The following is a 23,588-nucleotide window of genomic DNA, read 5'->3' on the forward strand; positions in this document are numbered from 1 at the left end:
GTGAGAGTGTCCATCACGACGTGAGCGCCGGGTTCACCGAGCACCCTGTCCCAGCTCGACGTACCGCTGCAGACGCGCTCCCGCCCGCAACGACGATCAAGCACACGCGTCCTTCCCAACGCATAATGCGCTGAGACTTCGGGGGGCGGGCGGTGGGCACGACGGCGTTCGGGGACTTCCTCCGCTTCTACCGGTCCCGTGTTCCGCTGACGCAGGAAGAACTCGCCGAGCGCACCGGTCTGAGCACACGCGCGATCAGCGACATGGAACGCGGCCGCACGCTCAGCCCGCAGTTCCGCACCGTGCAACTGCTCGTCACCGGCCTGGACCTGCGGGACGACGAGGCCGCGGAGTTCACGGCACTGGCCCGCGCCAGCCGGGTCGTCGCGGTCCAGCAACGGCCCGAGGCGCCGTTCGCCGTCGCGTCCTCGTCGCTGCCGCCGGTGCTGATCGAGCTCACCGGCAGGGAGGGCGAGAAGCAGCTCCTGGACGGGTTCGCCGCGGACGCCTCGGCGTCCTCGCGGCTGCAGATCGCGGTGGTCCACGGCGCGCCCGGCTCCGGCAAGACCGCCCTCGCCGTCGAGGCGGGTCACCGGCTGGGCGCGCGGTTCGCCGACGGCTGCGTGTTCCTCGACCTGCGCGGCACCGACCCCGAGCCGCTGACCCCGGACAGGGCGGCCCACCGGTTGCTGCGCTCGTTCGGCGTGGACGAACGCCAGATCCCCGCCGACCCGGACGACAGGCTGTCGCTGTACCGCTCGCAGCTGCGCGACCGGACCGTGTTGCTGGTGCTGGACAACGCGGCGAACGAGGCCCAGGTGCGTCCGCTGCTCGCCTCCAGCCCCGGCACGCTCGTCCTGCTGACCAGCCGCCGGATCCTGACCGGCCTCGACGCCCGCCACCGCCTCGCGCTGGAGTTGTTGCCGCTCGGCCGGTCCGTCGAACTGCTCCGCGCCGTGACGGGTCCTGGTCGGATCGACGCCGAACCGGAAGCGGCGCTGCGGGTCGCCGAGCTGTGCGGGGGCATGCCGCTGGCGTTGCTCATCGCGGGCAACCGGCTGACGAGCAGGCCACAGTGGACGATCAGCCACCTCGCCGGGCAGCTGGAGGACGAGCGGCGCCGCCTGTCCGTGCTGCGGGCGGGCGACCTGCAGGTGCGGGCGGCGTTCGAGATCTCCTACCACCAGCTCGGTCCCGGCGCCGCCACCCTGTTCCGCAGGCTCGCCCTGGTACCGGGCCCCGGCATCAGCTCGGTCCTGGCCGCCGTGCTCACCCCGGACGCCGAGGAGGCGTTGGAGGAGCTGGCCGACGCGAGCCTGCTCGGCATCAGCGAGATCCCCGGCCGCTACACGCGCCACGACCTGTTGCACGTCTTCGCCGCCGAACGCCTGGAACTCGACGACGACCCAGCGGCCGTCCAGGAAGCACGCACGCGTTTGCGGCACCGGCTCCTCGACGTCGCCACCAGGGCAGCGCTCTTCTTCGACCACGACGTGCCCGCCGAACGACTGGGTCCGGTGCACGACAAGGAGTCCGCCGCCAGGTGGCTGGAGCTGGAGCTCGAGAACTGGCGCGAGGCTCTGAAAGCGGCGGCCGAGGCCGGCGAGCACGAGCACGTTCTCGTTCTGGCACAAGCCATGCACTGGTACTCGGACATGCACGGCGTCGGCGAACTGTGGCGTGAGGTGTTCTCCGCCGGAGCCGATGCGGCCGGTGAACTGGGCAACGCCAAGGACGCCGCCGAGCAGTTGAACTACCTCTCGTGGGCGCTGTACGCGTTGTGCGGCCGACCGCACGAAGCGCTGGCTGTGCACGAAAAGGCCGCGGCGATCCAGATCGACGACACCATCACCGAGGCCTGGACCTACTACTACGGCTCAGCGATCCGGCGGCGGCTCGGCGAAGCGCAGAAGGCGGTGGAACTCGGCCGCCGTTCGGTCGCCCTGTTCGAGCGGGCGGGGTACCGGATCGGCGAGAACCTCGCGCTCTCCCTGCTGGGCCTGATGCTGCACACCGCCGGCGATCTCACCGAGGCCGTCGAGGTGCAGCAACGCGGTGTCGACCAGCACCGCGAGGCGGGCGGCGACGACGAACTGCTGTCGATGATCCTGATCCGCCTGGCGACGACCCTGGCGGCCGCGGGCCAGGTGACCGCCGCCCAGGACCTCCTCGACGAGGCGGAGACGTTGTTCCGCAAGCACTCCAACACCGCGGGCACCGCCCGCGTGCAGCACAACCGCGGCCTGGTGCTGATGGACGCGGGCAGGTTCGGCGAGGCGCGCGAGCAACTGCGGGCGGCCCTGGGCGAGGCCCGGCTGTCCGACCACCGGGTCGAGATCATGGCCCGGCTCGCCGAACTCGCCGACGCGGCGGGCGATCCGGCGCAGGCCCGCGAACTCAGGGTGCGGGCACTGGCCGAGTGCGACCGCTACGACACACCCGCGGTGCGCGTCACGGCGGCGCAACTGGGGGCGGCGCTGCGCTCCCGGTGATCCGGGTCAGCGGCGGCCGGTGGCCAGGACGACGAGGAACTGACCGCCGCCCGCCTCGACGCTCGCGGTCACGGGCAGACCCGGCACCAGCCTGGAGAACCGGTCCTGCAGCCAGTCCGCCGTCTCCTGGGCGTCCTGCCGGGTCGGGCAGCGGGCCACCATCTCGCGGCCCCCCTTGCGTTCCAGCCGCCCGGCGACGGTGATCAGAGGCGCGGGCTCGGCCACGTGCAGGCGGTCCGGCCAGGCGATGACCACCTTGACCGCGCCCTTGCGGGTGTTGCACCCGCGGTGCGCGAGCCGCTCGGCGACCTTGGCCTTCCGGTCGGCGGTCCGGCTGTCGACGCTGGGACCCCGCGGGTCGTTCACCGACATGCCGGGGTCGACCGGTTCGTCGCACACCCAGCAGCGCCAGCCGTCGCGCTCGGCCACGTCCTCGAGAGAGCTCACGCGAGCAGACTAGCTCTCGGAACCATCGGCGAAGACGACCGGCCTCGGCGATGACGATCATCAAAAGAACTGCGGCTTCCCGTTGGCGAGCAGCATCGCTCCACTGAACGACGTGCACCTGCAACGGAAACAGTTGTCCAGCACGGTGACGCCCGCCGCAGCTCACCCCGTTCTGGCTGAGGCGCTGGGTGCTCGGCGCGGACCACCCGTTCACCCGTCAGCTGGATTCTTGATCAGCGGATCCGGCCGGCACGATGCCGGACCGGGGATGCCCCGAACGCCTCCAGCACGCCTGCGTAGGGCTTCGGCGGCGGCGAGGCGAACTCCCCCACCGCGCTCGTCCGCAAACCCATGCGCACCAACGACTCCACCTGCAGCACCGCCGCCTGCACACCGTCCACCACGGGAACACCGACCCGCCGTTCGATCTCCGCGCGCTGTGCGGTCATGCCGGCGCACCCGAGCACCACGACGTCCGAGCGGTCCGCCACCACCGCTGTCCGGCACGCGGCGACGACGGCGTCCACCGCGGCCTCCACCTCCAGCACCGGCACGTCGCAGGCCGACACGCCCCGGCATAACCCCGCCATGCCGTAGCGGTGGGCGAGGTCCCAGGCCCGGCCGCAGGTGCGGTCCAGTGTCGTGACGACGCTGAACCCCCGGCCCAGGCACGCCGCGGTGCGCATCGCCGCCTCCGCGATGCCGATCACGGGGCCGTCCGCGAGCTCGCGGGCGGCGTCCAGGCCCGGATCGCCGAAGCAGGCGATCACGTGGCCGTCCGCGGGCGCCGACGCGATCTCGGCCAGCAGGCCTGGCACGCTGAGCGCCTCGTCGTAGTGGCTCTCGATCGACGCCGGGCCCATCGACGGGCAGGTGGTCAGCACTTCCACGCCCGGTCCGGCGACCGCCGCGGCGGCGCGGCGGATCGTCTCGGTCATGGCCTCGCTGGTGTTGGGGTTGACGACGTGGATCCTCACCGGTCTCCCCGGGACAGCAGGAAGAACAGCACGAAGCCGAGTGCCATGCCGACGAACCAGCTGTACGGGGCGGCGGCCGACAGGGCGGGAACCAGGACCGGCACCATCGCCACGAGCGAGGCCGCCACCGTCGAGACGATCGCCTTCGGGTTGTACCCCTTGCGGTACCAGTACTTCCCGGTGGGCGACATGGTGAACAGGTCGTCGACCTCGACCCGCTGGCGCGCCACCACGTAGTGCCCGGCGATCAAGACGCCGAAGAGCGGACCGATGAACGCGCCCAGCGTCTCCAGCGTGTAGTGGATGACGGCCGGGTTGTGGTAGAGGTTCCACGGCGTGATCAGCACCGACCCGACCGCGGCGATCATTCCGCCCGCGCGCCAGCTGATGCGGCGCGGGTTGACGTTGGAGAAGTCGAACGCGGGCGAGATGAAGTTGGCGACGATGTTGATGCCGACCGTGGCGATGCTGAACGTCAACGCTCCCAGCACGATCGCGAACGTGCTGTCGATCCGCGCGACCGTCGCGACAGGATCGGTCAGCAGCTCGCCGAACACCGGCACGGTGAGGGACGCGGTGACGACGACCAGCACGGCGAACACGAGGAAGTTGACCGGCAGGCCGAGCAGGTTGCCGCGCTTGACCGCCGCGAACGACTTGCCGTAGCGGGAGAAGTCGCCGAAGTTGAGCATCGGTCCGGAGAAGTACGACACCACCAGTGCGATGGCGCCGAACATCACCGGCAGCGACGCCCAGCCCGTGTGCTTCACGTCGCCGAGGTTGAAGTCGATCGCGCCCCAGCCCGCGCGGGCGATCAGGTAGCCGGCGAGCAGGAACATCACCACGTACACGGCGGGACCGCAGAAGTCGATGAACCGCCTGATCGTCTCCATTCCGGTCCAGAACACGGCCGCCTGCAGCAACCACAGCACGGTGAACGACGCCCACCCCAGCGCCGACAGTCCCAGGAGACCGTGCTGCTGCACGTCCGCGTACGGCAGCAGCGACGGGAAGAGCTTGAGCAGCACCACGTCCAGGGCGGCGGACGCCAGGTAGGTCTGGATGCCGTACCACGCCACCGCGATCAGCCCGCGGATGATGGCGGGCACGTTCGCCCCGAGCACCCCGAACACGCTGCGGCAGATCACCGGGTACGGCACACCGGTCTGCTGGCTGGGTTTCGCGACCAGGTTGCAGAAGAAGTACACGATGCCGATGCCCGCCAGCAGGGCCACCAGCACCTGCCAGCCGCTCAGGCCCAGCAGGAAGAGGCTGCCCGCGGTGACGTACCCGCCGACGCTGTGCACGTCCGACATCCAGAACGCGAAGATGTTGTAGGAGCCCCAGGTCTGCTTCTCCAACGGCGCCAGATCGGCGTTGGTCAGCCTCGGGTCGTAGGCGGGCTTGGTCTCCGTGTTCGTCGCTGTCGTCGTCATCGCCGCACTCCTGCCTGGTGGGGTGACGCCACCGTAGGGAGGAGTTGTTTCCCGGTTGCTACGGGAAACGTATATCTTCCCCGTCCGCGAACAGGCCGGTGTCCCTCGGCACGGCCGCCAGCGACGTGCGCAGCCGCTCGTGGTGGGTCCGGGCGGCGTCGACCAGTGCGGCGGGGTCGCGTGCCACGAACGCGGCGAGCATGCCCTCGTGGTCGGCGTGCAGGGCCGTGCGTTCCTCGTCGGGCACGTGTGCCATGGGCTGCAACGGTTCGGTGAGGTTCCAGGCCGACTCGAACATGTCCAGCAGCCGGTTCATGCCGCTCGGCCGGACCAGGGCGAGGTGGAACCGGCGGCTCTCGCGGTGGTACGCCCGCACGTCGCCGGCCGCCTGCGCGTCGGCCAGGGCGGTGTGCGCGGCGCGGGCCTGTTCGTCGTGCTCGGGGCGCGCACGGGAGACCGCCGCCCCCAGCGCGGCGGCTTCGAGCACACCGCGCACCACGTACAACTCGTGCAGCTCCTCGGGGGTCAGTTTCGCGACCGTGTAGCCGAAGTTGGGCCGGTGCTCGACGAGACCTTCGCCGATCAACGTCTTGAGCGCCTCCCGCACGGGGATCCGGCTCACGCCGAACACCACGGCCACCTCGTCGAGCGGGATGGCGCTGCCCGGCGGCACCCCGTCCAGCAGGCACCGCCGCAGTTCGGCGAGGATGGCCGCCTGCGCGCTGCCGCCGCGGCCGGCCTCGAGCTTCGCCACCACGATCGACCGTCTCCTGGGCGCGCGACTCATCCCGACAAGGTAGACCTCATCCGAGCGGTTCGAGGCGGGCCGGCACGTGCTTGTGCCACGGGGTTCCCGCCCACTCGTCGCGGTCCTCGGCGGCGGTGAGCTCGTTGGGGGCGACGCCGGTGCGTTCCCGCACGGTGAGCCCGAAGCCGTTGGGCAGCGAGATGTGGCCGGAGCGCATGGTCTCGGTGGTGTCCACGGTGACCTCCGCGCTGCCGCGACGGGTGGTGAGCCGGACCTGGTCGCCCGTGGTGACGCCGAGCTTCAGCGCGTCGGTGACGCTGATGCGCAGGCGGCCCTCCTGGTCGCGGCGGCGCCAGGTGGGGTCGCGCATGATCGTGTTGGCGGTGAAGGCCCGTCGTTCGCCCGCGGACAGCACGAACGGCCAGTCCTCGTCCTGGCTCGGCACGGGCCTGGCGCCCAGCGCGGCGACCGCGGCGAGCAGTTCCGGCACGTCCAGGTTGATCCGGCCCCTGGGCACGCGCTGCCAGGACGCGTCCTGTTCGTCGTCGGTGATGTGCACGCCGTGCGCGCCGTCGACGATGGCCTCGAAGAGCCTCTCCCCCGCCGCGAGACCGGTGCCGTACCCGGCTTTCTCGACACCGGCCGGGTTCTTGCGGGCGCACTCGTGCGCGGCCATCCACAGCACCGCGGCCGCCGAGGCGTCGTGCGGCAGTGTCGGGCCGAGCGTGCGGTACAGCAGGACGGGCGCGAGCCGCCGCTTCACCGGATCCGCGAGCGCGCCGAGGAACGCCTGGGCGAACTCGGCGCGTCCGGTGGCCGCCGCCGTGCGCAGCGGTGCGTAGTCGGCCTCGGTGAGCGCGCCGGACGCCTCGACCAGACGGGCGTGGATCTCCGGTTCGGACAGCACGCCGTCCGGTGCCGCCACGACCGGGTGCCGCAGGTGGAAGACGTTGCGCGGGAAGTCGAAGTTGAAGAACGTGGCCTCGAACTTCTCGAACTGCGTGGGCGCGGGCAGCACGTAGTCGGCCAGGCGCGCGGTCTCGGTCATGGCGACGTCGATGACGACGACGAGCTCCAGTGCCGCGAGCGCTTCCCGCATCCGCGCCGAGTCGGCCAGCGAGTGCGCCGGATTGGCGCTCTCGACCAGCATCGCGCGGTAGCGGGCCGGGTGGTCGGTGAGGATCTCCTCCGCGATCACGTTGCACGGCACGAGGCCGCTGATGATCCGTGCGCCGGCGACGGGGCTGCGCGGGCCCTCGTCGCCGGCGTGCCCGCGGTCGCGGCCGATCGGCACCAGGCTGGAGGGCACGTACTGGGCGCCCCGCTTGCCGAAGTTGCCGGTGAGCAGCCAGACCAGCTTCTCGACGTAGCTCACCAGCGTGGAGTCGCGGTTCATCTGGACGCCCAGGTCCTCGAACACGGCGACGGAGTCCGCGGCGGCGATCCGGGTGGCGACCGCGCGGACCAGCGTCTCGTCCACGTCGGCCACGGCGCAGTACTCGGCCACCGGCACCTGCCGCAGGACGGCGGTGACGGCGTCGAGGCCGTCCGCGTGCGCGGCGAGCCAGTCCGCGGCGACAAGGTCCTCCTGCACGAGCACCGCGGCCAGCGCGGTCAGCAGGTAGAGGTCGGTGCCGGGCCTGACCTGCAGGTGGAAGTCGGCGAGCTCCGCCGTCTCCGTCCGCACGGGGTCGATCACGACCATCGACCGGGCGGGGTCCTTGGCGATCTCCTTCAGCACCGACCGGGCGCGCGGGAAACCGTGCGACTGGTAGGGGTTCTTGCCGACGAACAGCGCGACCTCGCAATGCTCGAAGTCCGCGCGGGTCATGTTGCCGAGCATGCGGGCGCTCACCCAGAACTCGCCGGTCTTCTCCTGTGCGAGCGCCGACGAGCGGTACCGCGCGCCGAAGGCGGCGAGGGTGGCGGGCGAGTACGCGCCGCCGAGGTGGTTGCCCTGGCCTCCGCCGCCGTAGTAGAAGATCGTCTCCCCGCCGAACGCGTCGCGGACCTCGCCCAGCCTGGCCGCGATCTCGCTGATCGCGGTGTCCCAGCCGATCTCCTCGAACGTGCCGTCCTGCTTGCGGCGCAACGGGTGCGTGATCCGGCCGGTGTCGCCGTTCTGGTGCAGGCCGAGCCGCAACGCCTTGTTGCAGGTGTAGCCGGCGGACGCGGGGTGGAGCTTGTCACCGCGGATCTTGTCGAACGACCTGCCGTCGTCGCCGACGAGGACCTCGATCCCGCAGTTGCACTCGCAGAGGATGCAGGCACTGGGCTTCCACACGGTCGGCTCCTAGTCTCGTCGCTCCAGCAGGGGTGCGATCTCGGCGAGCACGTCGTCGAGCGGCCCGAGGTCGCGGTGCGCGCGGCAGAGGATGATCGCGCCCTCGATCGCGGACACGACCACCGTCGCCAGCCGTTGCGCGCGTGACGACTCGAAGCCGTTGCCGGACAACGCCTCCGCGATCCCGTACTGCCACCGGACGAAGATGTCCCGCACGAGATCGGCGGCGTCGGGAACGTCCCGGCTGTCCATCGCCATCGCCGCGGCGGGACAGCCCGCCCGGTAGTCGGTCCTGGTCAGCGAGCGCTTCCAGAACGCGACGAGCCGTTCGACCATCACCCGCACGTCACCGTCGGCCGCCGCCTCGCTGACCATCGCCGAGATGTAGTCGCCCGCCTGGCGGACGGCGCCGAGCACCATCTCGTTCCGGCCGCCGGGGAAGTGGTGGTAGACGGAGCCGCGCGGGGCGCCGCTGTGGGCCAGCACCGCGTCGACCGTGACACCGGCCGCGCCGCGTTCGCGCAGCAACAGCACAGCGCTGTCCAGCATGCGCTGCTTGGTGCGCCGCCTGCCCTGTTCGACCACCACTCCTCCTCACCTGAGTCTGGAGTATGGCAGAGACCATAGTCCCCTGTCAGCGGAGCGCGGTGAGGAACTCGTTCGGACGCAGTGCCCTGCCGACGATCCGCGTGTCACCGATGGCGCCGTAGAAGCCCTGGCCATAGCGCAGGGCGAACTGGGTGGCGCCGATGACGAACGGCCTGCCCTGCGTGGTGATGCCGCGCGAGTCCTCGGCGGCGTTGCGGGCGATCTTCGCGCCGTCGACGTACATCGTGGTGCGGCGCCCGTCGTTGACGACGGCCACGTGGGTCCAGCGGCCGACCGGGATCGCGTGGCTCCAGGAGGTGGGGTCGGCGTCGACCGGGACCGGGTAGACGACGAACTGGAGGAAGCGCTCGCCGGAGACGTTGAGGCTGCACGTCGGCTCGTCGTCGGACCACCCGCTGTGCTTGCCCGCGTCGCCCGCGCGGCCCTCCCAGCTCAGCACGCCCATGAAGGCGTGGTCGCCGGCGAACGGGCTCGGGAGCTTGAGGAACGTCTCGATGGTGTAGCCGGACTCGAACTTCTTGCTGTTGAGCGGCGCGCTGGGCGAGGTGCGCAGGATCGCGCCCCGGTCCGGTCCCTTGCCACCGGCGAAGTCGAGGCTGGCGTGGGCGGGCTGGGCGTCGTGGTGCTCGCGCGACCACGTCAGGACGTCCGGTGCGCTCGCGTTCAGGTGGTGGACGGTGAGGTCGTTGCCGTTGCCGGTCAGGTCGCGCGCGACGGTGCCGGGCGGCACGGGACCGGGCGTCGCGGCGGAGAGGCCTTCCTGGTCGAACCGCCAGTACGCGGCCGTGCCCCGCACCAGCACCGCGCGGGCCGGCCGGGGGTCGGGCACCGCGGGCGGGGCGAAGCCGGCGAAGCGCTCGCGGAAGTCGATCTCGACGGTGAACCTGTCGGCCTCGCCGCTGATCTCGGCCGTCTCGGCTTCCGGCAGGGTGGTGCGGCGGTTCAGCAGCCACGGCGAGAAGGTCTCGACGTCGATCACGTTGCGGGCCAGGTCGAACGAGTAGAAGCGGACCATGCCCGCGCCGCCGTAGTAGCGCTCCTGGTAGTTCGTGATGTGCAGGTGCACCGGGTTGCCGTGGTCGTTGGTGAGCGTGACCCGGCCGGACGGCCAGTAGTGGCCGTTGAGCGTGAGGAAGATCTGGTCGTTGCGCCGGATCAGGTTGTCCCACAGGCGTTTCCCGTGCTCGGACAACGCGGCCTGCGGCGAGCCGCCGACGAGGTCGTGGGTGGTGAGGATCGTGGGCAGCGCGCGGTGCTCGTCGAGCACCTTCTGCGCCCACTGGACCCCCTTGTCCGACACGCGCCAGTCCAGCGCCAGCAGCAGCCACCGACGGCCGCCCGCGGTGATGACGTGGAAGCTGTTGTAGCCGTCGGGCGCGAAGCCGCCGAACGTCTTCATCCCGGCGAACCGCTCAGGGCCGAAGGTGCGCGAGTACGGCGTGGGGCCGCGCTGGTCGTCGCCGGACACGTCGTGGTTGCCGGCCAGCACGCTGTAGGGCACCTGGTTGCCGATGGCGCCGAAGACCTGGTCGGCGAGCCGCATCTCGCGTTCGGTGCCGTGCTCCGTCACGTCACCGAGGTGCGCCATGAAGACGATGTTCGCTTCACGGCGCCGTTTCGCGAGGGCGCGCAACGCCTCCCGCACGGGTTCGGGGTCAGAGCCGCCCTCGTCCAGCAGGTACTGCGTGTCGGGCAGCACGGCGATCGTGAACCGCGCGCCGTCTGCGGGCGGAGCCGCCTCGGGTGATGCCTGGGCGGCAGGCGTTCCCGCCAGCGCGGCTGCTGCCGGTGCCGCGAAAACCGCCTGCAACAGCGTGCGGCGGCCCAGTGCGGGGTTCTCTGCCATGTCGTCCTGCTCCCTGGCGGCTCTGCGGTATGCGGACAGCCTGCCAATTCCAGCCGGGCTGGACGTTGAACAACTGCTGCACGCGGCCTGAAGTCTTGGGAGCGCTCTCTCAGGGCGGCTACCAGAGCGGCCGATCGCGCGACAAGAGAGGTTCCACCCAACGGAAGAAACGCCATTCAATTCACTCGGATCAACCATCTTGACGCTCGTGCAAAGATGGCCGCGAAACGAGAAATGAATCTTCGATTCAGAGATCACCACAACGTCGAATGGCGGAAGTCATTCGCCCGTTCGACGCGCCCAGAATCTCCACTGAGAGCACCTATTCCATTTCACCGGGAGAATTCAGATGGCTGCTAGGCGCCGGATCGCAGGTCTCCTGTCCGCTGCCGCCGTGCTCGCGGCGGTTTCCGGTTGCGGTTTCATGGAAGGCGAACAACCTCTGGCGACCTCATCGCCCCCGGAGGTCGAGAAGATCAGGATCAAGGTGGGCGTGCTGCCGGTCGTCGACGTGGCGCCGTTGCACATCGCGACGAAGAACGGTTACTTCGAGAAAGAGGGCCTCGAGGTCGAGACCGTCGTCGTGCAGGGTGGCGCCGCCGCGATCCCCGGCCTGATCAAGGGCAGCCTGGACATCACCTTCGGCAACTGGGTCTCGTTCATCGCCGCGCAGTCCGACGAGACCGCGAAGGACGTGGGCGGGATCAAGCTGATCTCCGATGCCTACCAGGCGAAGCCCGGGATGTTCCTGATCCTCGTCAAGGGGAACGGATCGATCAGGTCACTGACGGATCTGGTGGGCAAGACCATCGCGATCAACACCCTCAACAACATTTCCGAACTGACCACGAAAGCAGTGCTGGAAGCCAACAACATCGATCCGAAGAAGGTCACGCTCAAGGCGATGCCCATGCCCGACATGGAGGCGGCGATCGAGCGGAACGTCGTCGACGCCGGGTTCATGAGCGAGCCGTTCATCACCAGGGCGCAACGCAACTCCGGTCAGATCGCGATCCTCGACGCGGCCTCCGGTCCCACGAGCGGCATCCCCATCGCGGGGTACGGCACGACCGGCAAGTTCGTCGAGCAGAACCCCAGAACGGTGGCGGCATTCCAGCGCGCGATGGCCAAGGGACAGCGCGACGCCTCGGACCGCGCCACGGTCCAGGCCCTTCTCCCGGAATACGCCGGTGTGGACAGGGACACGTCCAAGCTCGTGAACCTCGGCCAGTTCCCGACCTCCCTGGACGCCACCCGGCTGCAGCGGGTCGCCACCCTGATGAAGACCTACGGGCTGCTGCAGACCGACCTCGACATCGAGCCGATGCTGGTCAGGAGCGGAGACAGATGATCATCTGACCGGCGCGGGTCACCAGCCGGTGGACGACCGCGCGTTCCACTCGGCCGCGTCCGCCGGCTTCCCGAAGAGGTACCCCTGCGCGTACGAGCACCCGGCGTCGCGGAGCCAGTCCGCCTGGTCCGGCGTCTCGACCCCTTCGGCGACCGTCTTCGCGCCCAGGACCTCGGCCAGGGCGATGATGCACCGGATCACGCCCTCGGTGCGGCCGTTCCTGCCGAGTGCCCCGGTGAACGAGCGGTCGATCTTCACGACGTCGAACGGGTAGCGCTGCAGGTAGCTCAGCGAGGAGTAGCCGGTGCCGAAGTCGTCCAGCGCCACGCGGATCCCCGCCTCCCGCACGGCCACCAGGCTCCGCATCGCCGGCTCGTCGGCCCACACGCTCTCGGTCACCTCGACGGTCAACCGGCTCGGCGTCAGCCCCGCGGTGGTGATGACCCGCTCCAGCCGCTGCAGGAAGCCCGGGGTCGCGAGCTCGCGCGTGGAGACGTTCACCGTCACCCCCAGGGAACGCCCTTCGGCTTTCCAGCGCACGGCCTGGCCGCACGCGGCTTCGAGCACCTTCTGGCCGAGCGGCACGATGAGGCCGGTCTCCTCGGCCAGGCCGATGAACGCGTCGGGTCCCAGCAGTCCCTCGCCAGGACGCTGCCACCGGACCAGTGCCTCGGCGCCGGTCACCGCGCTCGTCGCGAGGTCGACGATCGGCTGGTAGTGCACGACGAGCTGGTCGTCCTCGATCGCGGTGCGCAGGTCGGCCCTGTCGCGTTGCCGGGCGAGCGCCTCCTCCCCCATCTCCTGCCGGAACTGGCGGACCTGGTTCCCGCCGTCCCGCTTCGCGACGTACATCGCGGTGTCCGCGTCCCTGAGCAGGTCGGCGGCGTCCACACCGGCCTGCGACACCGCGGCGCCGACGCTCGCCGCGAACGGCTCCGCGGTGTCGTTCAGGCTCCGCAGCACGGACTTCGCGAGTCGCACGGTGTCCCGCACGCCGAAGCCGGGAGCGAGCACGGCGAACTCGTCGCCGCCAAGCCGTCCCGCGACCGCACGGGCGGGCAGCGCGGAACGCATGCGGGCGGCCGCGGCCTTGAGGTACCGGTCGCCCACTTCGTGACCGTCGGCGTCGTTGACGTCCTTGAACCTGTCCAGGTCCACGACGAGAAGCCCGACGACGGGATCGACGGCCATGGCCTCCCGCACGAGGTGCAGGAAGTGCGCCCGGCTGGCCAGCCCGGTCAGCTCGTCGCGCTCCGCCCTGTCGCGCAACGCCTCCTCCCACCGCCGGCGTCCGCTGACGTCCACGGCGGCGACCACCACGTGGTCGGGCCCGGTGTCCTGCTCGACCGGAGCGGTGTGGACGGAGAGCACCAGGCCGTTGCGCGGCTCCACCTCGACCGGGTCCTCCGCGGACGCGCACCCGTCGCGGCAGCCGGTGATCCCGGCGCCGTGCGGGCACGGCACCGTGCTCCCTGCGGCGTTGCCGCCGTCCCAGCCGAACATCTCGCGGGCGCGGAGGTTGTGCAGCCGGGGAGTCCCCCGCTCGTCGAGCAGGGCCAGGCCCACCGGGGTCGCCTCGAGCAACGCCCCCACGGTCCGGCGGGCGGCCTGCTCCGCGCCGGCCGCGCGGACGGTCTCGTGCAGGGCGAACGTCCCGATCACCAGGCCCAGCAACGGCATGACCGCGGCCATCACCACGTCCGGGTCGACCTGGTCGGTCCGGGACAACGACAGGCATAGCCCGACCACGTAGCCGCCCAGGCCCACGAGCGACTTCACCGGGTACCGCCCGGGACCGCCGTGCAACGCACGCCGCGTCGTCGCGCCGAACAGGAACGCGAGCACGGGCTGTGCGGCGGGCAGGACCATCACCGCGCCGGCCGTGGCGACCCCTTCGACGACCGCGACCAGCCAGCCGTCGCCCCGCGGCCGCAGCCACCACGAGCCCAGCACGAGCACGACCACCGCGGCCAGGGCTGACCGAACGACCCCGTCTCCGGCCAGGAGCAGGTTGCCGACCAGTGCGGCGCCGCCCAGCCACGCGAAAACGTTGGTGAGCAATCGAACCGTGCGCGACGGATCACGGGGCGCGCGGTTCACCGGTCTCGTCGCCTTCGCACCGGAACCGTGCGAACCCGCCACACCTGATGCCCCCATGGATTCGAGGTGACTCGGCCGTCCAGTCCGACAAAGAATGCACTATCTGCGGAAAATCAGTCACCGTACAGCCGCCGTTCGGGTGCCTGACCGCAGGCGGGCACATCGAGTCATTGACCGTACAGGTACCAGACAGGTACGTTCGCTGTATGGACAACGAGGCCGGTGCCGCTCGCGCTCGATCGTCGCTCAAGCGGCAGGAGGTCGCTGACCGGCTGCGCGAGGCGATCAGATCGGGCGAGCACCCGGCCGGGTCGTTGCTGCCGGGCGAGAACGAGCTGGCGCGGCGGTTCTCCGTCAGCCGCAGCACCATCCGCGGCGCGCTGGAGGGCCTCGCCAGGGACAACCTGATCGAGACGCAGACCGGCGTCGGGTCGTTCGTCACCTTCGACGGCCGGGAGCTGAACGAGTCGCCGAGCTGGGGCCTCGCTCTCGCGATGACCGGCATCCACACCCGCGCCGAGGTCGTCCGGATGGAACGCGTGGTCGACCCCGACCTGGCGGCCACGGTGGGCGCGGGCTCCATGGAGTTCCTGGCGCTGGACCGGATCCGCCGGCTCGTCGGCGACGGCACCGCGGTGTCGCTGGAACGCAGCCGGGTGCCCGCGCTCGGCCCGATCGCACGGGTTCCCGAGGACGGGCTCACCGACGACTCGCTGGCCGAGACGATGACGGCCGCCGGGCTGGTCCCCGCTCGCGGAGATCAGTGGATCGCGGTCGCCGCGCTCGGCGAGTCCGACGCACGCCTGCTCGGGCGCGAGCCGGGCGAGATGTTCCTGCACACGACCCGGATCGCGCGCGACGCGGACGGCAACTTCGTCGAGAAGGTCGTGAGCTGGCTCGACCCCACCCGGTTCCGCCTGCACGTGAGCTTCGGGGGCTGAGCCGATGAGCACCTCCGACCGCGCGCTGGCGGCCTTCCGCGGGCTGGCACTGGGTGACGCGCTGGGCATGCCGACCCAGTCGATGTCCCGCGCCGAGATCCTCGCCGACCACGGACCGATCACCGGGCTCCTCGACGCCGGGCCGCGGCAGCGCATCGCCGCCGGGATGGCCGCCGGGTCGATCACCGACGACACCGAGCAGGCCGTGCTGCTCGCCGAACTGCTGGTCGAGGGCGACGGCGTGGTCGACCCGGTCGAGCTGGCTCGGCGGCTGCTGGCCTGGGAGACCCGGATGCGCGAACGCGGGTCGCTCGACCTGCTCGGACCGTCCACGAAAGCGGCGCTGGCCCGGCTGGAGGCCGGCGTCCCGGCGGACGAGGCGGGCAGGACCGGTGCCACGAACGGCGCCGCCATGCGCATCACCCCGGTCGGAATAGCCGCCGACGCCTCGGACTTGAAGTCCTTTGTGGACGTCGTCGCGCGCACCAGCGCGCCCACGCACAACACGGGGCTCGGCATCGCCGCCGCGGCCGCCGTCGGTGCCGCGGTGAGCGCGGGTGTGGGCGGGGCGAGCCTGCCCGAAGCCGTCGAGGTCGCCATCGCCGCGGCCGACGAGGGCGGGCGGCGCGGGTACTGGGTGGCGGGCGGGTCGATCGCGGCACGCCTGCGGTGGGCGCTCCCCCACCTCGCGTCCCTCCGCCCCGCTGACCGGGAGACGGCGCTGATCGACGTCGTCGGCACGTCCGTGGCCGCACAGGAGTCGGTGGTCGCCGCGCTGGCGCTGGCGGCGCTGGCCGACGACCCGTGGGACGCGCTCTGCCAGGCCGCGGGCCTCGGTGGCGACACCGACACCATCGCCGCCATGGCGGGAGCGGTCCTCGGCGCGACTCACGGCGGTTCGGTCTGGCCGACCGACGCGATCGCCACCGTCGAGAAGGTCAACGACCTCGCGCTCGCCCCGCTCGTCACCAAGCTGCTCGCCCTCCGAGGAAGGCCGTAAAGCCCAGCGTTTCCGTCACCGTCGTCTGGAGACCGTCATGTCCACAGCCACCCGCGGCGCTCTGAGCGCCGTCGAACAGCGCGGCATCGAGCCCGTGCCCACCGCCGACCGCAACGGCAACCCCCTGCAGCTGTTCTGGGTGTGGTTCGCGGCCAACATCTCCATCCTCGGCCTGCCGCTGGGCGCCACCCTGGTCGCGTTCCAGTTCCTCAACATCTGGCAGGCGCTCGTCGTCGCCGCGGTCGGCGCGGCGGGATCGTTCGCGGTGGTCGGTGTCGTGTCGGTGGCCGGACGGCGAGGCGGCGCGCCGAGCATGACGTTGTCCCGCGCGGTCTTCGGCACCCGCGGCAACGCCGGGCCGACCCTGGTCGCGCTGGCCTCGCGGCTCGGCTGGGAGACGGTCAACACCACCACCGGCGCGTTCGTGCTGCTGTCGCTGTTCACCATCGCCTTCGGCACGGCGACGGACGCCAAGTCGGTGCCGGTGCTCACGATCGTCGCCATCCTGGTGTTCGAGCTGTGCACGCTGCTGGTCTCCGGCCTCGGCCACGCGGCGATCCTGGTCATCCAGAAGTGGGCGACGTGGATCTTCGGTGCCCTGAACGTGGTCGTGGGCGCCGTGCTCGTGGCCACTGTGGACTGGAGCGCCGTCGCGGCGATGCCCGCGGGCCCGTTCACCGCCGTGCTGGCGGGAATCGGCGTGATCGCGGGTGGCACGGGCATCGGCTGGGCCAACGCGGGCGCGGACATGGCCCGCTACCAGAAGACGAGCGTCCGGGCGGGCCGCCTGATCAGCGCGAGCGCGGCCGGCGCCGGGATCCCGCTGGTGCTGCTGATCGGCCTCGGCGCCCTGCTCACGGCGGGCGACGACTCCCTCGCCTCGGCGTCGGACCCGGTGGCGGCGATCCGCGAACTGCTGCCGTCGTGGATGGCGGTGCCGTACCTGATCGCGGCGTTCGGCGGGCTGCTGCTGTCCAACCACCTGTCGGTCTACTCGGCCGGGCTGACGACGCTCACCCTGGGCGTGCGGGTGCCGCGGGTGTACGCGGTCGCGCTCGACGTGACCGTCACGTTCCTCGGCGCGATCTACTTCATGCTGGTGGCCGACAACTTCTACGGCCCGTTCATCAGCTTCATCTCCCTGCTCGCCATCCCGATCACGGCCTGGCTCGGCGTCTTCCTGGTCGACATGATCAAGCGCCGCCACTACGACCCGGCGGGCCTGCTCGACATGACCCGCGGCGGCGCCTACTGGTACCGCGGCGGCGTGGAGTGGCGTGCGACCTCGGCCTGGGCCGTCGCCCTCGTCATCGGCTACCTGTTGCTCGCCAACGGTTTCAGCTCGATCGGCTGGATCGTCACGTTCGTCGTCGCTGCGGCCGGCTACCTCGCCCTGGGCGGTGCCCGTGACTGACTCCGCCCGGCTGATCTCGACCGGCAACGTGATCGTCGACATCGTGATGACCGTGGACCGGCTCCCCGAACCCGGCGGCGACATCATCGCCTCAGCCTCGCGGATGACCGCGGGCGGTGGGCTCAACACGCTCGTCGCTGCGCAGCGAACGGGACTGCCCGTGGTGTTCGCCGGGCAGTACGGCACCGGGCCGATGGGCGACATCGTGCGCGCGGCACTGGACGAGAGCGGCGCACTCGTGATCCAAAGCGGACTGTCCGAAGTGGACAGCGGCTACTGCGTCGCCCTGGTCGACGCGACCGCCGAACGCACGTTCGTCACGACGGTCGGCGCGGAAGGCCGGCTCACCCGCGAGGACCTCGACCGCGTGCCGGTCACCGGGCACGACCTGGTCCACGTGTCCGGCTACAGCCTGGCCCACCCGGTCAACGCGGCGGCGCTCGCGGACTGGCTGCCCGGCCTGCCCGCCGGCACCAGGGTGATCACCGACCCGTCGCCGCTGGTCGGCTCGCTCGACCCGGCGGTGCTCGGCACGACGTTGCGGCGCACCGACGTGCTCAGCGCCAACGCGCGGGAAGCGGCGATCATGACCGGCGCCGGGGACCCGGCCGCCGCCGCGGCCGCCCTCGTCCCGCGCGTCCGCCCCGGTGGTTTCGTCGTGGTCCGCGACGGCGCGGTGGGCTGCTGGCTCGCCGGCGAGCCGATCGGCGTGCAACCGCTGCGGGTACCGGGTTTCCCGGTGCACGCGGTCGACACGAACGGCGCCGGTGACGCGCACGCCGGGGTGCTGGCCTCGGCACTCGCGGCCGGTCTGCCCCCGTTCGAGGCGGCACGGCGAGCCAACGCGGCCGCGGCCGTGGCCGTCACCCGGCCCGGTCCGGCCACCGGGCCGGCGACCGCCGAGCTCGACGCGTTCCTCCGCGACGCCGACCACCTGAAATCCGCTTCAGGTTGAGGCACAACAACCTTTGCGGTTTCAAGCCTTCCTGTGGTCCACTCTGACCCCACCGATCGGGGGTCGGTGGGTGTGGACCGGGGGGTCACAGGTGAAGATCGTTACCAGAGGGTTCCGCCGTGCCTCGGCAACGGCGGCCATCACGACAATGCTCCTCGCGGGAGCGCTTCCACCCGCTTCCGCGCAACCGCCGCCCGCCGCGGAGGTGCTGCCGAACTCGGTGCCGCCGGCCCTGCCGCCCGGCACCCCGCCGCCGCGGGACACGGGCGCGCCGGACGTCCCGTACGAGCCGACCGCCAAGGGCTGCGTCGGGTCCGACACCAAGAACGAGCTGATCGAGCACATGCCCTGGGGCCAGGTGCACCTGAACCTGGAGCAGGCGCACCGGTTCGCGACCGGCAAGGGCGTCAAGATCGCGATCATCGACACGGGCGTCGACCCGCGCAACCCGCGCTTCGCCGGCCGGGTCGTGCCCGCCGGCGAGTACGTCAGCGGCAACAAGAACGGCGCGGACGACTGCGACGGCCACGGCACCGAGGTGGCGGGCGTCGCGGCGGCGGCCAGGACCGAGGGCGACTTCGTCGGCGCCGCACCGGGAGCGACGATCCTCGCGATCCGCCAGACCAGCGACCGCTTCGAGTTCAAGGGCGACGCCACCAGGGAGAAGCGCGCGTCCGCCGGCAAGGTCTCGACGCTGGCGCAGGCCGTAGTGCGTGCCGCGGACCAGGGCGCGGGCGTCATCAACATCTCGCTGACGAACTGCAACACCCCCAAGGACTTCAGCGCGGACGACCGGGCACTGCAGGCCTCGATCCGATACGCGGTCGACGTCAAGAACTCCGTCGTCGTGACCGCCGCGGGCAACCTCGACGCCAAGGCCGGCTGTCCGATGCAGAACAACAACCTCGACCCGGCGAACGTCAACTCGGTCTCCTCGCCCGCGTGGTTCGCCGACGACGTGCTTTCGGTGGCGTCGATCGCGCGCTCCGGCGCGGTGTCGGGCTTCAGCGTCTGGGGCCCGTGGGTCAGCATCGCGGCGCCGGGCGAGGAGATCATCTCCGTCGACCCCAAGGGCACCGGCCTGACCAACGCGAACGTGAAGGCCGAGGGCGTGCAGAAGATCCAGGGGACGAGTTTCGCCGCCCCGTACGTCGCGGGCATCACCGCACTGGTGCGCGAGCGGTTCCCGGACCTCAAGGCGCGCCAGGTGATGAACCGGCTCACGGCCACCGCGCTGCACCCCGGCAACGTGTCCGGCAGGGACCACAAGACCGGCTTCGGCATGGTGAACCCCGTGGCCGCGCTGACCGCCGTGCTGCCCGCGGAGTCCCCCGGTTACCAACCGCCGCACCCCAGGGAACTGGTCACGACCGTCACCCCGCCGCCGGGCCTCGACGAGCCGCCGATCATCGTGGCGTTGAGCGGCATCAGCATCGGCTTCGGGCTGCTGATGCTGACGCTGCTCGTGCGCAACGCGATCAACCGCAGACGTCGCTGACCCCGCGGCCTCACTTCGTCGAGCCCGCCAGCACCCCCTGCACGAAGTACTTCTGGAACACCAGGAACACACCCAGCGGCACGATCATCGACAGGAACGCACCGGTCGACAACATGTCGATGTTCGTGCCGAACTGCCGCAGCTGGGCCCGCAGCGCCACCGTGATCGGCGCCGAGTCCTGGTCCGCGAACACCAGCGCCACCAGCAGGTCGTTCCACACCCAGAGGAACTGGAAGATCGTCAGGGAGGCGATCGCCGGCTTCGCCACCGGCAGAATCACCCGCTTGAAGATCACCCACTCCGTCGCCCCGTCCATCCGCGCGGCCTCGATCAGGTCGCGCGGGATGCCGGTGAAGAAGTTGCGCAGCAGGAAGATGGCGAACGGCAGGCCGAACGCGACATGGAACAGCACCACGCCGGTGATCGTGCCGAACAGGCCGAGCGCGCCGAACAGCTTCGCCACCGGGATCAGCGCCACCTGGATCGGCATGACCAGCAGCCCGACCACGACGACCGTCAGCGTCTCGCGGCCGGGGAACTCGATCCACGCCAGCGCGTACGAGGCCAGCGACGCCATCACGACGACCAGAACCGTTGCGGGGACGGCGATGTAGAAGGTGTTGAGGAACGACTGCCACACCGCCTGGTTCGCGACCAGGTCGGCGTAGTTCTCCAGCGTCAGCTCGGCCGGTCTGGTGAACACGGTCCACCAGCCGCTCGCGGTGTTGGCCGACTCGTCGCGCAACGACGCGATCAGCAGGCCGAACACCGGCACCAGCCAGAACACCGCCACCAGGGCGAGCACCACCTGCACGACACCGTTGCCCAGCCGGGAGACGGCCCTCGTCAGCACGCCCCGCTTCGGTGTGCCCGAGACCGGCACGTCGATGCGGACCTCGTCGGCTACAGCAGTCACGACCGCTCCCGTCGGAATCGGCGGATGTTGAACAGCATCGCCGGGGCTACCAGCAGGAACAGGATCACCGCTAGCGCGCTGCCCGCCCCCTGGTCGCCGCCCGTGCCGAAGGACACCTGCCACATCTGCAGGGCCAGCACGTTGGCCTCGGACTGCACAGAGCCCGGCGCGATGACGAACACCAGCTCGAAGATCTTCAGCACGTTGATCACGAGTGTCACGAACACCACCAGCAGCACCGGCGAGAGCAGCGGGACGGTGACGCGCTTGAACACCTGCCACTCCGTCGCGCCGTCGACCCTCGCTGCCTCCAGCGCGTCGCGCGGGATCGCGGAGAGGCCCGCGGCGATGAACGTGATCGCGAACCCGGTCATGATCCAGATCCAGGACGAGATGATCACCGGGGTGATGAACGACGGCCCGAGCCAGGTCAGCCCGCGGAACGGCAGCGCGAAGTTCTCCGGGGGCAGCCGCACGGTCACGTCGCCCGCACCGAGGTCCGGGAACGTGAACCTGCCGTCGTCGCCGGTCGTGGTGCGGGCGACGACCTTCCCGTCCCGGACGGCCTCCACGGCGACGCCGGGCAGGCCGCGTTCGGTCGGGTCGACCGCGCCCGCCCTGCCACCGATGGACACGTCGAGCCAGAGCACGCCCCGCAGTTCCCCCGCGCCGGCGGTCGGCGGGGAGGCCGGAAGCGCTTGCGGGGGCACGTCCTGCGGCGGATGGCCGATGAGCGGCACCGTGATCGTGTCGCCCGCCCTCGACGGCCTGATCGCCGTGAAGCCCGCTTCCGTCGCGGCGTAACCGTCACGCGGTCGCGCGCCGGGGTACTGCGAGGCCGGGCTGAAGATGTCGTGGACGCCGACCAGGGCCGCGTTCACGACGCCCTGGTTCGGCGCCTCCTCGTACACGAGCCGGAAGATGATGCCCGAGGCGAACAACGAGATCGCCATGGGCATGAACAGCACGAGCCGGAACGCCGTCGCCCACCTGATGCGTTCGGTCAGCACGGCGAGGATCAGGCCGATGCCGGTGACGGCCGCCGGGGCGACCACCACCCAGATCACGTTGTTGCGGAAGGCGATCAGCGTGCGCGGGTCGGTGAACGTCTCGACGTAGTTGCCCAGGCCGACGAACTTCTCACCCGAGGCGTCGAAGAAGCTGCGGATCAGCGAGAACACCAGCGGGTACAGCACCAGTGCCGCGAGCACCACCAGTGCGGGGAGCAGGAACGGGATCGCCTGCCGGGGCGAGCGCCCCGGCGCGGCGTCCACGCTCGGTCGAAGCCTCATTTTCCGTAAGCCTTCGCCGCATTGGCCTCCAGCCGAGCCATGATCCCGTCGACGTTCTTCGGGTCGGCCAGGAAGTCCTGCAGGTCCTTCCACTCCCCCGCGCCCTTCGTGCCGCCGAACGCGGCCGGCGCGAGGTCGGACATGTCGAACCGGACGTTGTCGCCCGCGTCCACGATCCGCTGGGCGAGGTCCTGCGTCACGACGTCGGGGTAGGCGGTCTCCGGGATGTCCTTGTTGGGCGAGAGGAACCCGCCCAGCTCGGCCCACACCTTGCCGGACTCCGGCGAGGCCAGGAACTTCATCAGCTCGGTGGTCGCCTTGTCGTCCTTGAACTGCACGGCCATGTCACCACCGGCGACGACGGCGTCCTTGCTGCCCGCGACCGACGGGAACGGGAAGAACTTGGCGTCCTGGCCGACCTTCGCCTTGGTGTTGGTGGTGATGATGCTCGCGACGAAGTCCGCCTCGAACACCATGGCGGCGGTGGAGGGCTCGCCGAAGACGTTGATCACCGACTTCGGGAACTCGGTCTGCAGCGCACCGCCCGCGATCAGGGTCGGGTCGCCCCAGAGCTTCGCCAGCTCCTCCAGCGCCTTGCGCACGGTCGGGTCGGTCCACGGGATCTCGTGCTTCGCGAGCTTGTCGTAGTTGTCGGGGCCCGCGGTGCGCAGGTAAACGTTCTCGAACCAGTCGGTCAGCGTCCAGCCGTCCGCGCCGCCGACCGACACCGGCGCGAGCCCGGTCTCGGAGATGGCCTTGCTGGTGGAGATCAGGTCGTCCCACGTCTTCGGCGGCGTCGCGCCGACCTGCTGGAAGGCCTTCTCGCTGTACCAGAACGCGGACTTGTTGGCCGTCTTGAAGGTGAAGCCGTAGAGCTTGCCGTCGACGCTGCCGAGCTGCTTCCACACCGCGGCGTTGTGGTCGGTGACGGCCTTCTCGACGTCGGCGTTCACGGGCTTCAAAGCGCCGGCTTTGGCGAACTGCGCGACGAGGCCGGGCTGGGCGATGAGCGCGACGTTCGGTGGTGTGCCACCCGAGATTCTGGTCTGCACCACCGTCGGCAGCTCGTCACCGGCGGGTGTGTACTTGACCTCGGCGCCCGTCTTGTCCGTGAAGACCTTCAGCACCTGCTCGAAGTTCTTCTGCTCGTCGCCGGTCCAGGGCCCGACGACCTCGACGGTCTGGCCCTTCAGGTCCTCAGAAGTCCCGGTTCCGGCCGCACCACCGGAACACGCGGCGGCGGTGAGTGCGAGCAGCGCGATCCATTGCTTCCCCATTGAAG

The 23,588-nt window shown here is 70.8% G+C and carries 18 protein-coding genes; 7 read left to right on the plus strand and 11 right to left on the minus strand.

The window, feature by feature from the left end; genetic code table 11:
• The first annotated feature begins 152 nt into the window (after positions 1–152).
• Entirely contained in the window at positions 153–2,492 is a 2,340-nt protein-coding gene (locus tag IE307_RS09810; RefSeq protein ID WP_191297521.1) for an ATP-binding protein, read from the plus strand.
• A gap of 6 nt (positions 2,493–2,498) precedes the next feature.
• Here IE307_RS09810 and IE307_RS09815 read toward each other — a convergent pair whose 3' ends face one another.
• From IE307_RS09815 to IE307_RS09845, 7 genes are all read right to left on the minus strand, one after another.
• Positions 2,499–2,939: a hypothetical protein gene (locus IE307_RS09815; RefSeq protein WP_191297522.1), complete on the minus strand. Its 441-nt coding sequence runs from the start codon at positions 2,937–2,939 to the stop codon at positions 2,499–2,501.
• Between the two features lie 233 nt (positions 2,940–3,172).
• The gene (locus IE307_RS09820; RefSeq protein WP_191297523.1) at positions 3,173–3,916 is read right to left on the minus strand and encodes an aspartate/glutamate racemase family protein; all 744 of its coding nucleotides are present in this window, start codon (positions 3,914–3,916) and stop codon (positions 3,173–3,175) included.
• Entirely contained in the window at positions 3,913–5,352 is a 1,440-nt protein-coding gene (locus tag IE307_RS09825; RefSeq protein WP_191297524.1) for an NCS1 family nucleobase:cation symporter-1, read from the minus strand. Before IE307_RS09825 ends, IE307_RS09820 begins: the two co-directional genes overlap by 4 nt.
• A gap of 58 nt (positions 5,353–5,410) precedes the next feature.
• Entirely contained in the window at positions 5,411–6,139 is a 729-nt protein-coding gene (locus IE307_RS09830; RefSeq protein WP_191297525.1) for a GntR family transcriptional regulator, read from the minus strand.
• A 16-nt stretch (positions 6,140–6,155) separates the two neighbouring features.
• Positions 6,156–8,384: a molybdopterin-dependent oxidoreductase gene (locus IE307_RS09835; protein WP_191297526.1), complete on the minus strand. Its 2,229-nt coding sequence runs from the start codon at positions 8,382–8,384 to the stop codon at positions 6,156–6,158.
• Between the two features lie 9 nt (positions 8,385–8,393).
• Positions 8,394–8,972, minus strand: coding sequence for a TetR/AcrR family transcriptional regulator (locus IE307_RS09840; protein WP_229904561.1), 579 nt, complete (start codon positions 8,970–8,972; stop codon positions 8,394–8,396).
• A 46-nt stretch (positions 8,973–9,018) separates the two neighbouring features.
• Entirely contained in the window at positions 9,019–10,839 is a 1,821-nt protein-coding gene (locus tag IE307_RS09845) for a laminin G domain-containing metallophosphoesterase family protein (RefSeq protein WP_191297527.1), read from the minus strand.
• 349 nt (positions 10,840–11,188) lie between these two features.
• Between IE307_RS09845 and IE307_RS09850 the strand changes: the two genes are divergently transcribed.
• Positions 11,189–12,190 carry an ABC transporter substrate-binding protein gene (locus tag IE307_RS09850; protein ID WP_191297528.1) on the plus strand — a complete coding sequence of 334 codons (1,002 nt, stop codon included), beginning with the start codon at positions 11,189–11,191 and terminating at the stop codon, positions 12,188–12,190.
• Positions 12,191–12,208: 18 nt separating this feature from the next.
• Here IE307_RS09850 and IE307_RS09855 read toward each other — a convergent pair whose 3' ends face one another.
• Positions 12,209–14,347, minus strand: coding sequence for a putative bifunctional diguanylate cyclase/phosphodiesterase (locus IE307_RS09855; RefSeq protein WP_191297529.1), 2,139 nt, complete (start codon positions 14,345–14,347; stop codon positions 12,209–12,211).
• 149 nt (positions 14,348–14,496) lie between these two features.
• Between IE307_RS09855 and IE307_RS09860 the strand changes: the two genes are divergently transcribed.
• The 5 genes from IE307_RS09860 to mycP all read left to right on the plus strand — a co-directional run bounded on the left by IE307_RS09860 (position 14,497) and on the right by mycP (position 20,098).
• A complete protein-coding gene (locus tag IE307_RS09860) occupies positions 14,497–15,231 on the plus strand; it encodes a GntR family transcriptional regulator (protein ID WP_191297530.1) in 735 nt (244 codons plus the stop codon).
• 4 nt (positions 15,232–15,235) lie between these two features.
• Entirely contained in the window at positions 15,236–16,231 is a 996-nt protein-coding gene (locus IE307_RS09865) for an ADP-ribosylglycohydrolase family protein (protein ID WP_191297531.1), read from the plus strand.
• 37 nt (positions 16,232–16,268) lie between these two features.
• Positions 16,269–17,645, plus strand: a complete 1,377-nt coding sequence (locus IE307_RS09870; protein WP_191297532.1) for a purine-cytosine permease family protein — start codon at positions 16,269–16,271, stop codon at positions 17,643–17,645.
• Complete coding sequence (locus IE307_RS09875; RefSeq protein WP_268250349.1) at positions 17,638–18,600, plus strand: PfkB family carbohydrate kinase; 963 nt, start codon at positions 17,638–17,640, stop codon at positions 18,598–18,600. Before IE307_RS09870 ends, IE307_RS09875 begins: the two co-directional genes overlap by 8 nt.
• Before the next feature lie 91 nt (positions 18,601–18,691).
• Positions 18,692–20,098: a type VII secretion-associated serine protease mycosin gene (mycP, locus tag IE307_RS09880; RefSeq protein ID WP_191297533.1), complete on the plus strand. Its 1,407-nt coding sequence runs from the start codon at positions 18,692–18,694 to the stop codon at positions 20,096–20,098.
• A 10-nt stretch (positions 20,099–20,108) separates the two neighbouring features.
• Here mycP and IE307_RS09885 read toward each other — a convergent pair whose 3' ends face one another.
• The 3 genes from IE307_RS09885 to IE307_RS09895 are packed head-to-tail and all read right to left on the minus strand — an operon-like array spanning position 20,109 to position 23,583.
• Complete coding sequence (locus IE307_RS09885) at positions 20,109–21,014, minus strand: carbohydrate ABC transporter permease (protein WP_191297534.1); 906 nt, start codon at positions 21,012–21,014, stop codon at positions 20,109–20,111.
• A complete protein-coding gene (locus IE307_RS09890; protein WP_191297535.1) occupies positions 21,011–22,306 on the minus strand; it encodes an ABC transporter permease subunit in 1,296 nt (431 codons plus the stop codon). The genes IE307_RS09885 and IE307_RS09890 overlap by 4 nt, the downstream gene beginning before the upstream one ends.
• Positions 22,303–23,583, minus strand: coding sequence for an ABC transporter substrate-binding protein (locus tag IE307_RS09895; RefSeq protein WP_191297536.1), 1,281 nt, complete (start codon positions 23,581–23,583; stop codon positions 22,303–22,305). Before IE307_RS09895 ends, IE307_RS09890 begins: the two co-directional genes overlap by 4 nt.
• Between the last annotated feature and the right edge of the window lie 5 nt (positions 23,584–23,588).

It is taken from the genome of Lentzea cavernae, from assembly GCF_014653695.1.
Classification (GTDB): Bacteria; Actinomycetota; Actinomycetes; order Mycobacteriales; family Pseudonocardiaceae; genus Lentzea; species Lentzea cavernae.